The organism is Corynebacterium sp. HMSC05H05, assembly GCF_001807265.1.
Lineage (GTDB): Bacteria > Actinomycetota > Actinomycetes > Mycobacteriales > Mycobacteriaceae > Corynebacterium.
In genome coordinates this window covers 17,442-30,809 of the sequence record NZ_KV788383.1, presented here as the reverse complement: position 1 = coordinate 30,809, position 13,368 = coordinate 17,442, and the positions used below count along the sequence as shown (strand labels likewise).

General features: G+C 67.4%; 12 protein-coding genes. 1 reads left to right on the top strand and 11 read right to left on the bottom strand.

What is annotated here, in order from left to right:
* The 10 genes from HMPREF3151_RS03815 to HMPREF3151_RS03770 all read right to left on the bottom strand — a co-directional run bounded on the left by HMPREF3151_RS03815 (position 1) and on the right by HMPREF3151_RS03770 (position 11,918).
* Positions 1 to 897, bottom strand: coding sequence for a ribokinase (locus tag HMPREF3151_RS03815; RefSeq protein WP_070473664.1), 897 nt, complete (start codon positions 895 to 897; stop codon positions 1 to 3).
* 10 nt (positions 898 to 907) lie between these two features.
* The gene (locus HMPREF3151_RS03810) at positions 908 to 2,239 is read right to left on the bottom strand and encodes an ATP-binding cassette domain-containing protein (RefSeq protein WP_070473662.1); all 1,332 of its coding nucleotides are present in this window, start codon (positions 2,237 to 2,239) and stop codon (positions 908 to 910) included.
* A complete protein-coding gene (locus HMPREF3151_RS03805; RefSeq protein ID WP_070473661.1) occupies positions 2,226 to 3,005 on the bottom strand; it encodes an ABC transporter permease in 780 nt (259 codons plus the stop codon). Before HMPREF3151_RS03805 ends, HMPREF3151_RS03810 begins: the two co-directional genes overlap by 14 nt.
* On the bottom strand, positions 3,002 to 3,925 hold the full coding sequence (locus tag HMPREF3151_RS03800) for an ABC transporter permease (RefSeq protein WP_070473660.1): 924 nt from the start codon (positions 3,923 to 3,925) through the stop codon (positions 3,002 to 3,004). The genes HMPREF3151_RS03805 and HMPREF3151_RS03800 overlap by 4 nt, the downstream gene beginning before the upstream one ends.
* A complete protein-coding gene (locus HMPREF3151_RS03795; RefSeq protein ID WP_083290169.1) occupies positions 3,922 to 5,349 on the bottom strand; it encodes an ABC transporter substrate-binding protein in 1,428 nt (475 codons plus the stop codon). The genes HMPREF3151_RS03800 and HMPREF3151_RS03795 overlap by 4 nt, the downstream gene beginning before the upstream one ends.
* Positions 5,350 to 5,359: 10 nt before the next feature.
* The gene (locus HMPREF3151_RS03790; RefSeq protein WP_070473658.1) at positions 5,360 to 6,139 is read right to left on the bottom strand and encodes a GntR family transcriptional regulator; all 780 of its coding nucleotides are present in this window, start codon (positions 6,137 to 6,139) and stop codon (positions 5,360 to 5,362) included.
* 77 nt (positions 6,140 to 6,216) lie between these two features.
* Complete coding sequence (locus HMPREF3151_RS03785) at positions 6,217 to 7,221, bottom strand: LLM class flavin-dependent oxidoreductase (protein ID WP_070473656.1); 1,005 nt, start codon at positions 7,219 to 7,221, stop codon at positions 6,217 to 6,219.
* 13 nt (positions 7,222 to 7,234) lie between these two features.
* Entirely contained in the window at positions 7,235 to 8,665 is a 1,431-nt protein-coding gene (gene brnQ / locus HMPREF3151_RS03780) for a branched-chain amino acid transport system II carrier protein (RefSeq protein WP_070473654.1), read from the bottom strand.
* Between the two features lie 87 nt (positions 8,666 to 8,752).
* The gene (locus HMPREF3151_RS03775) at positions 8,753 to 9,874 is read right to left on the bottom strand and encodes a MalY/PatB family protein (RefSeq protein WP_070473651.1); all 1,122 of its coding nucleotides are present in this window, start codon (positions 9,872 to 9,874) and stop codon (positions 8,753 to 8,755) included.
* A gap of 157 nt (positions 9,875 to 10,031) precedes the next feature.
* Complete coding sequence (locus HMPREF3151_RS03770) at positions 10,032 to 11,918, bottom strand: ABC transporter ATP-binding protein (RefSeq protein ID WP_070473649.1); 1,887 nt, start codon at positions 11,916 to 11,918, stop codon at positions 10,032 to 10,034.
* 73 nt (positions 11,919 to 11,991) lie between these two features.
* Between HMPREF3151_RS03770 and HMPREF3151_RS03765 the strand changes: the two genes are divergently transcribed.
* The gene (locus tag HMPREF3151_RS03765) at positions 11,992 to 12,588 is read left to right on the top strand and encodes a hypothetical protein (RefSeq protein ID WP_070473647.1); all 597 of its coding nucleotides are present in this window, start codon (positions 11,992 to 11,994) and stop codon (positions 12,586 to 12,588) included.
* Here HMPREF3151_RS03765 and HMPREF3151_RS03760 read toward each other — a convergent pair.
* On the bottom strand, positions 12,585 to 13,358 hold the full coding sequence (locus HMPREF3151_RS03760) for a carboxylesterase family protein (RefSeq protein ID WP_070473645.1): 774 nt from the start codon (positions 13,356 to 13,358) through the stop codon (positions 12,585 to 12,587). The genes HMPREF3151_RS03765 and HMPREF3151_RS03760 overlap by 4 nt on opposite strands.
* Positions 13,359 to 13,368 lie beyond the last annotated feature (10 nt).

Genomic DNA, 13,368 nt, shown 5'->3' with positions numbered 1-13,368 from the left:
CTAGAGCTCTGGCAGCGCGTCTCCCACGGACGGGTAGGACGGCTGCGCGCCGGGTCGGGTGACAGAGAACGCGCCGACGCGGCAGGCGAACGCCGCGGCATCGGCCATGCTGTCGCCCTCGAGGATGCGGTGGCAGAACGCGCCCGCGAACGAGTCGCCCGCGCCGACGGTGTCCACCGCCTCCACCTTGGGCGAGTCGATGTGGGTGAGCTCCTCGGCGGTGGCCACCAGCGCGCCCGCGGAGCCCAAGGTGAGCACCACGGAGGCGAACCCGGCGTCCAGCAGGCGCCGCGCCAGCTCCTCCGGCGTGCCCGCGCCGTCGAGGCCGAGCTGCTCCAGGATCAAGCCAGCTTCGTGCTCGTTGGCCATGAGGGGATCGGCGGCAAGCAGCGCCTCGCGCGGCACGTCGACGACGGGCGCGAGGTTGACCACCACGCGCCCCCGCGCCAGCTCCACGGCGCGCGCAAACCCGTCGGCGGGGATCTCGCCCTGCAGCAGCACCAACTCGGCGGTCTCCACGGCGTCGGCGTGCCTGTCTACGAATGCCGCGCCCACCAGCGCATTCGCACCGGGCACCACCAGCACCGTGTTCTCGCCGTTGGCTGCGACGGTGATCACGGCCAGGCCGGTGACCTCCTCGACTTCCTCGACGTGGCGCATGTCCACCCCGGCCTCGCGCAGGATTGCGGTGGCGGGCTCGGCGTTGGCGTCGGTGCCGGTCGCGCCGACGAGCACGACAGGGGTGCCCAGCTTCGCCGCGGCGACGGCCTGGTTCGCGCCCTTGCCGCCGGCGGTGATCCCGCCGCCCGAGCCCAGCAGGGTTTCGCCCGGGGTGGGGTGGCGCTCCACGTTGACGGGCAGGTCGGCGTTGATGGATCCGACGACGCACATACTCATGGGCGACAATCTACAGCACAGCGTCGAGCAACTCGCGCGTGTACGGGTGTTTTGGTGCCGCCCAGACCTGTTCGGTGGCACCGTGCTCCACGATGCGCCCGTGCCGCATCACCGCCACGGTGGGGCACAGCTCGCGCGCGACTGTCAGGTCGTGGGTGACAAAAATCAGCGTGTGCGTGCCGACGGTATCGCGCAGCAGGTCCAGCACCTGGTCCTGGATGGTGGCGTCGAGCGCGGAGACGGGTTCGTCGGCAAGCAAAATGCTCGGGCGTGGTGCCGCGGCGCGCGCGATCGAGATGCGCTGGCGCTGCCCGCCCGAGAACTGCCGTGGTGTGCGGTCGCCGGTGCCTTCGAGCCCCACGCGAGCAAGCACTTCGTCGGCGCGGGCGGCATCGACGCCTGCCTCGCGTATCGACGTCCTCACGGCCATCCGCGGATCCAGCGACGAGTATGGGTCCTGGAAGACCATCTGCACGTCACCCTGCACGCGCACGGTGCCGGCGGTCGGCTCGCGCAGGCCCGCGATGAGGTGCAACAGCGACGTCTTGCCGGAGCCGGACCCGCCGACGATGGCGAGGCGCTCGCCGGCGCGCACGGTGAGGTCCACGTCGTTCACGGCCAGGGTGTGCCCACGCCGCAGCGAGACCCCGTCGAGCGTGACCACCGGCTCGCCGAGTGCGACCGGTTCGGCGGGCGGGCCGGGCACCGCCGCCGCGGTAAGTGCCTGGGCGTAGTCGGAATCCGGCGCCATCATGCGCCCGCCTTTGAACACGAGCACCCGGTCGGTCATGCGGCGTACCACGGCGAGGTCGTGGGAGATGAACAACAGCGCCATGCCGCGCTCGCGCACGAGGCGGTCTAAAAGCTCCAGGATATCCGCCTGCACGATGGCGTCTAAGGCGGTGGTGGGTTCGTCGCAGATCAGAACGTCCGGGTTTTTGCTCAGCGCCAACGCGATAAGCACGCGCTGGCGCTGCCCGCCGGACAGCTCGTGCGGGTAGGCGTTCGGGCGGTCCACGCCGACCTCGCGCAACGACTCGGGGGAGACGAGGGCGCCGATCTTTTTCAACGGGTCCAGCGCCGTCATCGGCTCCTGGAACACCATCGCGACCTTTGTGCCGCGCACGCGCCTGCGCACGCGGTCCGGCGTGCCCACCATCTCGGTGCCGTCGACGGTGACGGAGCCTTCCGCCGGCAGGTCGCTTAAGCCCATGATGGTCAGCGCGGTGACGGACTTGCCGGAGCCGGACTCGCCAATGATGCCGACGCGCTCGCCCGGCGCGACCGAGAACGTGATGTCGTCGAGGATGCCGGGGATGGAAAGGTGGTTAACGTCGATCATCAGCGTTTCCCAAAAGGTTGAAGCCCAGCACGGTCAGGGCGATTGCAGCGCCGGGCCACAGCGCCAGGTGCGGGGAGGTGGCTAGGTACGGCTGGGAGGCCTGCAGCATGCGGCCCCAGGAGGCGTACGGTGCCGGCGCGCCGAGGCCGAGGAACGACAGGCCGGCCTCCGCCAGGATGGCCAGGGCGACGGCGACGGAGACCTGGGTGAGCACGAGCGGCCAAATGTTCGGCAGCACGTGCCGCCACGCGATCGCAGGGCCGGAGACCTTGGCGATGCGCGCGGCCAGGATGTAGTCGCGCTGCATCACCTGCATGGTCCCGGCGCGCGCCACGCGCACGAAGGCGGGGATGCCGGCGATGCCGATGGCCAGCACCACAATCCAGATGGAGGCGCCGAACACGGCGGTGAACACGATCGCTAAGAGCAGCGCGGGGAAGGCCAGCAGCAGGTCGGCGCCGGCCATGACCACCCGCGAGGCGCCGCGGCGCATGCCGGCCCAGATCCCCAGCGGCACGCCGATCAGTCCGGACAGCCCGACGGCGCCCACAGCCACGGTCAGCGTCAGCCGCGCGCCGTCCATTACGCGCGAGGCGATGTCGCGCCCGAACTGGTCGGTGCCCATCCAGTGCGCCGGGGAAGAACCTTGCAAACGCGCGACAACTTCTGTCTGCAGCGGGTCGTAAGGCGTCCACACAAGCGAGACCACGGCCGCCAGGGCGACCAGCGCGACGATCACCGCGCCTGCTTTGCGCTGCCAGCTCATGCGCGCCTCCGAATCCGCGGGTCCACCACCGCGTACGTCAGGTCCACGATCAGGTTCACCACCAGGGTGAACGCGACGATGACCATCATCACGGTTTGGACGGTGGCCAGGTCGCGGTTGCCCACTGCGTCGAGGAGCATGGTGCCCAAACCGGGGATCGTGAACACCCGCTCGATCACCACCGCGCCCACCACCAGCGACGCCAGCTGCACGCCGACGACCGTGATCACCGGCAGCGCGGCGTTTCGCAGCGCCGAGGTGAAAAGCACATTGCCTATCGACGCACCAAGGGACCTGCCCGTCCGCACATAATCCGCGCCCATCTCCTCGCGCACGGACGCGGCGACATACCGCGTGAGAATCGAAGCCTGCACGAGTGCGAGCGAGGCCACCGGCAGCACCGCATGCGCAGGCGTGCCCCAGCCGTTGGCGGGCAGCCAACCCAGCCGCACCGAAAACAGGGCGACCAGCGCGATGCCGACTAAAAACGACGGCACGATGATGCCCACCTGCGACAGCGCCCCGACGACCGCGCCGCCGGGGGCGTGGGCGCGCCGGGCCAGGTAGACACCCACCGGCACCGCCACGGCAAGGGAGACCGCCATGGCCGCAAGGGTGAGTGTCAGCGAGACCCCGGCGCGCTCGAGCACCGTGTCGGTGATGTCCTTGCCCGAAGCCATAGAGACGCCGAAGTCGCCGGTGAGCAGACCGGAGATCCAGTCGAAGTACTGCACCGGCAGCGGCTTATCCAGACCGAGGCGGGTGGACAGCTCTGCGACGGCCTCCTCGGTGGCCGAGACACCCAGCGCCACGCGCGCCGGGTCGCCGGGTACCGCGCGCAGCAGGGTGAAAATGACCACGCTCGCCGCAGCGAGCAGCAGGACGAAGCGCAGGATGTGTTTGCCGATGGTGCGGATCATTTCTCCACCTCGTTCAACGGCAGCGAGTCGGTGACCACGTTCGGGTCCAAGCCGGAGACTCCTGGGGCGTAGAGCACGATGTTCGGCGCGTTGGTCAGGGTCAGCGCTGCGGCGTCGTCCATGATCTGCTCCACCGCTCCGGCCATGTCGCCGGCGGCGATGCGCTCGCGCACCACCGCGTTGTCGTAGCCCAGGTAGTACTCCGGGTTGCCAAACAGCATGGGCACGTCGCGCGGCTCCACGTGGGAGACGAGCGATGCCTGGTAGTCGTGGCCCTTGAGCACCTGGTTCAACCAGACTGCGGGGAACTCGACGGTCTCGAGGCGCACGCGGAAGCCGACGTCGCGAAGCTGCGAGTAGATGAGCTCGCTCGCCTCTTGCGCGTAGGGGCGGTTGGGCACGGTGATGGTGATGTCCGGGGTGCGCCCGGCGAGCAACTCGCGGGCCTTGTCCGGGTCGAAGGGGTAGAAGTCGCGGCCCGGGTACCAGGGGTCCGTCGGCGGCACGGGCGCGCCTCCGGTGTCGGTGCCCAGGCCGTTGTAGACCACCTCGTTGACCGCCGCCCGGTCCACCGCATAAGCCACGGCGCGGCGCACATCCGGGTCGTCGAAGGGGGCGCGGGTGTTGTTCATGGAAAGCAGCACCTCGCCGTTGGTGGTGCCGACCTCGACGCGGATGTCCTCCGGCAGGGTGTCGATCAGTTGTGGCGCCTGCATGCCCCACACCAGGTCCGCATCGCCCACGCGCAGTGCGTTGACGGCGGAGACCGGGTCGTCGAAGTAGCGGATCAGCCCGTCGTGCGCGACGTCGCCGCCCCAGTAATCCTCACGCGCGTCGAACTCGATTGCTTCGCCGACGTCGAAGCGTTTCACGGTGTACGGCCCGGTGCCCAGGGGAGCGGTTGCAAGCTTATCGACGCCTGCCGGTGTCATCATCGCCCCCGTCAGCGTGCCCATGGACCACAGCCAGGCATCTTCGGCAGCGTCGCCGCCTTCGACGGTCACGCGCAGTGTGCGCTCGTCTACCACCTCGACGTGTGTGACCGGGTTCATCTGGGCCTTCAGCCCGTTGGTCCACTCGTTTTGCACGTAGTGGATGGAAAATGCTGCGTCGTCGGCGGTGAACGGTGTGCCGTCGGCAAACGTCACGCCGTCGCGCAGGTGGAATGTAAATACGCCGCCGTCTCGCTCGACGCGTTCGGCGAGGTGGGGCACGGGGGTGCCGGAGGCGTCGATACGCACCAGCGTCTCGTACACGTTTCCCACCAGCGCCTGGGGCGCGGCCGCGCCGCCGGTGGTGGTGAAGTCCAATCCCGCAGGGGCCCCCGACGCCGCCACCACCACGTTGTCGCGCGGTGCGGAATCACCGCACGCGGCTAACGGGAGGGCCAAGGCGGCCGCGGCCGCCAGAGTCCTTGGATGCATGAGGGAAAGGTTAGTGGATCTCGGATTCAGTCTGGAACCAGATCGGGGAGGAGTGCCCGCGCACGTTGTTCAGGCCGAAGGAGAGATTATCCACGCGGAAGATGTGTTCGGCGACCTCGAGCACGTCGCCGTTGTGGGTCAGCGCCTTGATCTTCACACGCAGCACCGGCGCATTCTCGGCAATGCCCAGCTTGGTGGCGGTATCCGCGTCCGCTTGCTCGATGGTGAAGGCGCGCGAGATGTTGTTGAAGTCGGCGCCCGCGCGGATGAGCTCGCGGTGGATGGACTGCTCGGACGTGTCCACCGTTTCAATGATCTCTGCCAGCGACGGCAGAAACGCCATCCGCTCAATCACCACCGGCTCACCGTCGGCGCTGCGCACGCGGCGGACCACGAAGACCTCGTCTCCCGGGTTGATGCCCATGTGCTCCGCCAATTCCTCACTGGCGGTGTCCATGCCGAACTGCTCCATGTCCTCGCTGGGGTCTTTGCCCATGCGGAACAGCCAGGAGGTGTTGGACAAAATCTCCTCGAACGTCTCGGTGCGCGTGTTGGACAGCACCAACGAGCGGCGGCCGCGGCCGGAGGACAACAGCCCCTCGGCGCGCAACGTGGCCACCGCCTGGCGCACCGGCCCGCGGGAGGTGTTGAACTGCTCGCACAGTTCCACCTCGCTGGGCAGCGACTCGCCGGCCGGGATGTGGCCTGCGAAGATCTCGTCGCGCAGGTAGTCCGCGATCTCCTCGTGCTGCTGCGGGCGGCGAAGCGGGCCGGTGGGCAGTTGCGCCATGGGCGGAATCACGTCCTTTTTAGACAACCGGGAATGTAACGACACCTGATACTAAACCAGCCGACGAATAACTCCTATTAGTTGGAGGCTTGTCCCGATTGGCCCCACGCTTCGGCGAGGATTTCCATGGACCGGCTCACCTCGTCGTGGCTGCCGGCCTGCAGCGAAATCATCAACTCGTCCGCCTGGGCAGTCTTGCGGAACGCCTCCAAGTACTCGGCGACCTGCTCGCCGGTGCCCTCGGCGGTGTAGCGCAGCATGTCGATGATCTGGCGGCCCTGGTAGGAATTGACCACGGTGTCCAGCTGGTCGTCGGAAAGCTGCTTGCCCTGGCGGCCCATAAACGCGCGCACGCGGTTGCGGTGCACCACCTTCGTCTGGCGCTTCGCGTCCTCCTCGCTCTCGGCGGCGGTGACGTTGACCGCGACGATGCAGTACGGCTCCGGGTAGCGCTCGGACGGCTGGTAGTTCTCGCGGTAGTAGGCGGTGGCCTGCTCCAGGTGCTGCGGAGCGAAGTGGGAGGCGAACGCGTACGGCAGGCCCAGCTGCGCGGCCAGAGAGGCGCCGAACATGGACGAGCCCAGGATGATCAGCGGGACGTTGGTGTTAAAGCCCGGCATCGCGGTCACGCCCGGCAGCGGCGATTGGTTGGACAGCCACGCCTGCAGCTCTTGCACGTCCTGCGGGAAGTTCTCGGCGGCGCGGGGGTCGCGGCGCAGCGCCCGGCCCAGGGTCTGCTGGTCGGTGCCGGGCGCGCGGCCCAGGCCCAGGTCGATGCGGCCGGGGTAGAGCTCCTCCAGCATGCCGAACTGCTCGGCGATGACGTACGGGGAGTGGTTCGGCAGCATCACGCCGCCGGCGCCCAACCGGATGCGGCTGGTCTTCGCGCCGATGTGGCTGATCAGCACCGCCGGCGACGAGGAGACGATGCTGGACATGTTGTGGTGCTCCGCGTACCAGATGCGCGAATAGCCTAAGGCCTCCGCCTGCTGGGCGAAGGCCACGGAGCGCTGCGTCGCCTCGCCGACGGATTCGCCGGGGTAGCGGGTGCAGAAATCGATAAGAGAAAGTGGGGCGTTCATGCGCCCCACCGTACTAGTCCTTTGCTTGCAGGACGGGGACAGCGTCGCCCTCCGCCGAGAGGTCCTCGCCCTCGACGGATTCCATGGTGCCCGGGATCATGGCGGGCTTGGGACGGACAAAATCCACGACCAGGCCGACGACGAAGGCGATGACCACCGGCACGACCCAGCCGAGGCCGGCGTTGAACATCGGCGCCCACGCAACGATCGGGGTCAGGGCATCGGCGCCCCACTCCAGGGAGATCAACGTCTCGATCGCGGACCACACCACGGCCGTCCACAACGGCAGGAAGAATGCCCAGCTGAAGCGGGTGCGGGCGCGGAACGCCGGCTCGATCAGCGTCAGGGCGATCAGGGTGATCGCCGGCGGGTAGAGGAAGCCGATCACCGGCGCGGCAATGGCCATGACGAACTCCAGGCCCTGGGTGGCGATCACCATGGACGCAACCGCGAAGATCACGGCCCAGACGCGGTAAGAACCTGCGAACTGCTCGGAGAAGTACTCGCCGGTCGCGGTGATCAAGCCCACCGCAGTGGTCAGGCAGGCAAGCAGCACGATGGCGGAGAACACGGCCTGGCCGGCGCCGCCCATGGTCAGGTTCGCGGCCTCGGCAAGCAGGCCCGCGCCGTTGTCGAACTCGCCGGCGTTCGGCATGACGCGGCCGATCAGTCCCAAGCCGATGTAGACCAGGCCCAGCATCAGGCCTGCGCCGACACCTGCGGCGATGGTGCCGTTGACAAGCTCCTTGCCCTCGCTGAAACCGCGGTGGCGCAGGGTGGAGATGACCACGATGGAAAACGCCAGGGCGGCGATGGAGTCCATGGTGAGGTAGCCCTCGAGCAGGCCGGCGGTCAGCGGGCCGTCGTTGTACGGCTCACTCGGGGTGGCCGGTTCAGCGGACCAGCGGAACGCGGCCACGGAGATCATCACAACCAGCAGCACCAGAAGCGCCGGGGTGAGGAACTTGCCCAGCTTCTCCATGATGGTGGTGGGGTTCCAGGACAGCGCCAGCGCGACGCCGAAGAACACCACGTTGAACACGGCGGACGAGGCAAAGGATTCGAGGCCGAACAGCGGGGTGATCGCCGTTTCGAAGGAGACGGCGCCGGTGCGCGGCAGCGCGTAAAACGCGCCGATGGACAAGTACGCCAGCACCGGGAAGACCACGCCGAAAATCGAGCCGGCGCGCTGCGCCAGGTCGCGCAGGTTCGAGCCGGACAGCGCAATGGCGATCACGGCCAACACCGGCAGCAGTGAAGCGGTGGTGAGGAAGCCGATCAGCGCCGGCCAGAAGTTGTCGCCCGCGTTCACGGCCAGCATGGGCGGGAAGATGAGGTTGCCCGCGCCGAAGAACATCGAAAACAGCGCAAGGCCGGTGACGACGATCGCGCTGGTGGAGCGCTTCTGGCCGCCTTCAGGCTGTGGCGCCACTGTGGAACCCATGGTCGTTCCTCTCTAGTTGGGTTGAAGTTCCCTAGAGTGTAGACCACCCGACCGCCAGATGGGAATAAGGTTCCATAAAGTGAAACGCTAGAGCTTTGCGACGGCTCCGCCTATCCGCCGCACCGCCTCCTCCAGGATCTCTGGGCTGGTGGCGAAGTTCATTCGCGCGCGGTGCTCGCCGCCGGGTCCGAAGTCGACGCCCTCGTTCATGGCCACCTTGGCGTGGCGGCGCAGCCACGCGGCGGGTTTTTCGTCGACAAGCTTGGTGTTCTTGAAGTTCAGAAACATCAGGTAGGTCGCCGCCGGCACCTCAATCTCGATGCCCGGCACCGCCTTCGGCAGGTTTTCCACCAGCCAGTCGCGGTTGGCCTTGAGCTGCGCGATCTCCTCGTCCAAGAATTCGCGGCCGTGGTCGTAGCAGGCCTCCGCCGCGATAATGCCCAGGGTGCCCACGCCGTCCTTGGCCACGCCCGACATCGCGTTCCAGGTCTGCACATCCTCGTCGTTGGAGAAGATCATCTGCGCGCATTTGAGCCCCGCGACGTTCCACGCCTTGGACGTCGCCGTGACCGTGATGCACACGTCCGGGTTGTTCGCCGCGGCGCAGACGTGGGCGCCGTCGTAGACCAGCGGGGCGTGGATCTCGTCCACGATTACCCGGGCGCCGTACTTGCGCGCCAGTGCGCAGACCTCGTCGAGCTGTTCCTCGGAGAACACGTAGCCGCCCGGGTTGAACGGGTTGGTCACGATGATGCTGCCCGCGCCGTTTTGGAATGCGGTCTCCACTTCCGCCAGATCGAGACCGCCGGCGGAGCTGACGTCGATACGCCCCCGGCCTGCGACCTCCGCGACATCGAGGAAGGGGAAGTAGGCGGGGACCGGGACCACCACATCGCCCTTTGTGAAGTACTGGATAGCCAACATCACGCCGCGCACCACGTCCGCGACCGGGAAGATCTTCTCCGCGTCCGGACGCCAGCCGTAACGGTCCGCGTAGAAGTCGGACACGGCCTCGCCGAGCCGGTGCGCGTGCGGGGCAGGGGTGTAGCCGAACATCTCGCGCTCGGCGGCGTCCACGATCGCCTGCTTCACAGCGGGCGCGGTGGGAAAATCGCTCTCCGCGATAAACAGCGGCAACACGTCAGGGTTGAACTGCGTCCACTTCCTCGTGCCGCGGGCTTGCAGAGTCTGAAGATCGGGGAATTGCATGGGGCCCACGGTAGCGCCGGGGTCGGAATGACTCGACAGTTTGATTCGGGCCGTCGGGGGATCTGTTTTGTAAAAAGTCGGCAACGCGGCGGCGAGCGGAGCTTCACCTGGTCATTTGCCCGGGGCGTTGCCGAGTTTTACAAAAGGCGGTGTCTATTCATTTTTCCTCGCCCGCAGCGTCTGAGTCCTCCTCGTCGTCCGCACCGTCGACGTGGAACCCGAACGCCTTGAGCCGCTCCCGGTCCGCGGCGGACGACGACGCCGTCAGGCGCAGCAGCTCGGAGTAGATGCCGCCGGAAACCGCCAGCTCGGAAGGTGAGCCGATCTCGTCGACGTGGCCGTCGCGAAGTGTGATGATCGTGTCCACCCCCGCGATGGTGGAAAGCCGGTGCGCGATCATGATGGTGGTGCGGCCTTCCATGAGCTGGTCCAGGCCGGCCTGCACGGCGCGCTCGGCCTTGGTGTCCAGGGCGGAGGTCGCCTCGTCCAGGATCAGGATCGGCGCGTCCTTGAGCATGGCGCGCGCCACGGCCACGCGCTGGCGCTGCCCGCCGGAAAGGCGCAGGCCGCGCTCACCGATGACGGTGTCGTAGCCGTCGGCGAACTTCATGATGAACTCGTGCGCGTTCGCCCGCTTCGCCACCTCCACGACTTCTGCCAGCGTGGCGTCCGGCTTGCCGTAGGCGATGTTTTCAAACACCGCCCCGGAAAACAGCGCCGCCTCCTGGAACACCACGCCGGTGGTGGCGCGCAGCTTCTCCACGTCCAGCTCGGACAGCTCCTCGCCGCACACGCGCAGCCGGCCGCGGGTGATGGGGTACAGCCCCAAAAGCAGGTTCACAATGGTGGATTTGCCGCCGCCGGATTCGCCGACAAGGGCGACGGTTTCGCCTTCGTGGGCGGCGAAGTTGACGTCGTGCAGCACAGGCTCGCCCTCGATGTATTCGAAGGTGACGTCCTCGAACGCGATGACCGGCTCGCGCACCTGCAGCGGAGCCTGCTGCTTTGCGACGACCTCCGGCATGCCCGACGCCTGCGTCGCCGCCACGAGCTGGCGGTTCGCTGTCGGCTCGACCGGCTCGTCCATCACCTTGAAGTAGTCGCGCGAGCCGGCGATGGCGCGCTGGGCGGAATCCACGATCCAGCTCATCATCGTCACCGGCTGGCGCGCCATGGTGACCATCTGGATGAGCATGACCATCTCGCCGACAGTGAAGTGCCCGTTCAGGGTGCGGGTGAACAGGATCAGGTAGATGCCCAAAAAGATCAGGTTCATAGCCACGCCGCGCAGCGTGTCCATGGAGTGCCACCAGCGCGACTGGGGGCGGGTGATGTCCACGGTGTTGGTGTAGTGGCGGCCGAACTTCTCCAGCTCGCGCACCTCCGCGCCGTAGGACTTCGTCACCTTCACCTGGCCCACGACCTCGGCGAAGCGGCCGTTGCCCTCGTCGATGTTGGCGTTTTTCTCCTTCTCAAACACCTGCCAGCGCTTCGAAGTCAGCGCGGTGAGCCAGGTGTAGAGCGGGAACAACAGGGCCAGCAGCACGGTCAGCGGCCAGTAGTAGTAGGCGGTGATGCCCAAAATCGCCACCACCTGCATCAGCATGGGCAAAAAGTTGTTGGTGAAGGATTGGATGAACTGCGTGACGTTGGCGATCGAGCGGTCCAGCCGGGCGATGATCGTGCCGGTGACCTGGTTGTCGTAGTAGCGCTGCGGCAGCGCCAGCAGCTTGGCAAAATACCGGGTGGACAGGATCTGGCGGATACGGGCGACCATCACGTCGCCCAAGTACCCGGAGACGTTGCGCAGCACCGAGGCCAGCGCCTCGGCGGCGAACAGTGCGAACGCGAGCCAGATGACGGTGCGGGTGGGGTCGGGCAAGGAATCGTCGCCAAGCTTGGCCACGATGGTGTCCGTCGCCTCCCGCAACAAAAACGGGGTGACCAAACCCAGACCAGCCACCAGCGTGGAGACCGCCACCACGGCGATATAAAACGGCCAGAGGGCGGAGGCACTGCGGATCACGCGCATCATCGACTGCATAATTTCGACACCCTACTAGGGCTGTAAAGTGGGGCAGAACTGTTGAAACCACCCCTAAGAAGAAGAGGCGCACATGTCCCACCGCACCCGCCGCCCCAAGGCCGCACTGACCGCCGCAGCCCTGGCAGCCGCCTTGGCGCTTTCCGCCTGCGCGGACGCCGAGATGGGGGAGGACACCATCAGCTCCACCCAGGTCACCGCCGCGGAGGACGCTCCGCAGGGCCAGGCGGACGACCGCATCGGTGTGCAGCGCAAGCCCTTCGAGGTCAACGAGGCGGACCCGTTGGTCAGCGACAAAACCAACGGCGAGCGGGTGGAGGACCCGGCGATGGAGCTCTCCTACAAGTGGCAGGGCACTTCGTACGCGCCCAACGGCGGCTCGGTTGTTGTGGTGGCGATCACCAACGAGTCGGACGCGCCGCTGCCGGAGGACGCGCTCGAGCCGACGCTGCGCTACAACGTCAACTCCACCTCCAACCCGGACATGAAGGACGCGAAGTTCGTCCCCGTCGCGGAGGAGGCCGGCGTGGACATTGTGGGCCTGGACCGCCCGCTGGGCCCGGGCGCGACCGTGAACGCGAAGTACCCCTTTGACGTGACCACCGGAAACCTGTGGGACGCGGAGTTCACCATCGGCAACGTCACCTTCAAGGGCAACCTGAATAACTAGCGGGCGAACTGGGCGATCGCGCCGGGGTCCAGCGCGTCTTCGACGCGGATGTGGGCGAGCTCGGCGAGCTCGGAGGCGTCGTGGGGCTGCGGGCCCAGCGGTCCGAAGCACTTTGCGTATCGACGGTAGCTCCGCCCCACCCTCGCCGGCCGATGTTCCGCCAACTCGTTGAGCGAGTCGCGCGTCAGCGGCGTGGACAGCAGGTAGCGCACGATCCACTTGCGCTTGGCGTACGGCGCGCGCGGGAAGACGGGGCTGGCGGCCCACACGCGGCGGAATTCGCCGGCGTAGTGGTCGCGCCGGCACAGCCACAGCGCAACGGCCGCCTCCTCGCCGGCGCCGACGACGGTGACGTTGGTGGGATCGCCGCCGAACGCTTCGATGTTGCGCTGGATCCAGCGCAACGCGAGCTTGACGTCCGCCACGCCGCGGAAGTGCCCGATGGCGTCGGCGGCGAACGGGAGGAAGCCTTCGAAGCCGTCGCGGTGGGGCACATGCACGTGGACGAATCCTTCGCCCAGCTCGGCCGGCTTGGATAACCACACCACCACCGGGCAATCCGTGCCCGGGCGCGCGCCGAGCGGGGCACTGATGGAAAGGGCGTTCGGGTGCGGCGCGGTGGCGTCGAGAAGCAATCCCTGCTTTAAGGCCACCGGGTCGTCGAAGGGGCGGGACTCGGCGATAAACGGGATGGCGCCGAAAAGCCTCGCGTTATCGCGGACAGTGCCCACGATGGTGCCGGCCGCACATGTGATTTCCGTTTCACCCATGCGGCAGATC

Excerpts from the sequence above, each read along its gene's own strand:
- HMPREF3151_RS03815 (WP_070473664.1), bottom strand. The coding sequence starts at position 897 with ATGAGTATGTGCGTCGTCGGATCCATCAACGCCGACCTGCCCGTCAAC.
- HMPREF3151_RS03810 (WP_070473662.1), bottom strand. The coding sequence starts at position 2,239 with ATGATCGACGTTAACCACCTTTCCATCCCCGGCATCCTCGACGACATC.
- HMPREF3151_RS03805 (WP_070473661.1), bottom strand. The coding sequence starts at position 3,005 with ATGAGCTGGCAGCGCAAAGCAGGCGCGGTGATCGTCGCGCTGGTCGCC.
- HMPREF3151_RS03800 (WP_070473660.1), bottom strand. The coding sequence starts at position 3,925 with ATGATCCGCACCATCGGCAAACACATCCTGCGCTTCGTCCTGCTGCTC.
- HMPREF3151_RS03795 (WP_083290169.1), bottom strand. The coding sequence starts at position 5,349 with ATGCATCCAAGGACTCTGGCGGCCGCGGCCGCCTTGGCCCTCCCGTTA.
- HMPREF3151_RS03790 (WP_070473658.1), bottom strand. The coding sequence starts at position 6,139 with ATGGCGCAACTGCCCACCGGCCCGCTTCGCCGCCCGCAGCAGCACGAG.
- HMPREF3151_RS03785 (WP_070473656.1), bottom strand. The coding sequence starts at position 7,221 with ATGAACGCCCCACTTTCTCTTATCGATTTCTGCACCCGCTACCCCGGC.
- brnQ (WP_070473654.1), bottom strand. The coding sequence starts at position 8,665 with ATGGGTTCCACAGTGGCGCCACAGCCTGAAGGCGGCCAGAAGCGCTCC.
- HMPREF3151_RS03775 (WP_070473651.1), bottom strand. The coding sequence starts at position 9,874 with ATGCAATTCCCCGATCTTCAGACTCTGCAAGCCCGCGGCACGAGGAAG.
- HMPREF3151_RS03770 (WP_070473649.1), bottom strand. The coding sequence starts at position 11,918 with ATGCAGTCGATGATGCGCGTGATCCGCAGTGCCTCCGCCCTCTGGCCG.
- HMPREF3151_RS03765 (WP_070473647.1), top strand. The coding sequence starts at position 11,992 with ATGTCCCACCGCACCCGCCGCCCCAAGGCCGCACTGACCGCCGCAGCC.
- HMPREF3151_RS03760 (WP_070473645.1), bottom strand. The coding sequence starts at position 13,358 with ATGGGTGAAACGGAAATCACATGTGCGGCCGGCACCATCGTGGGCACT.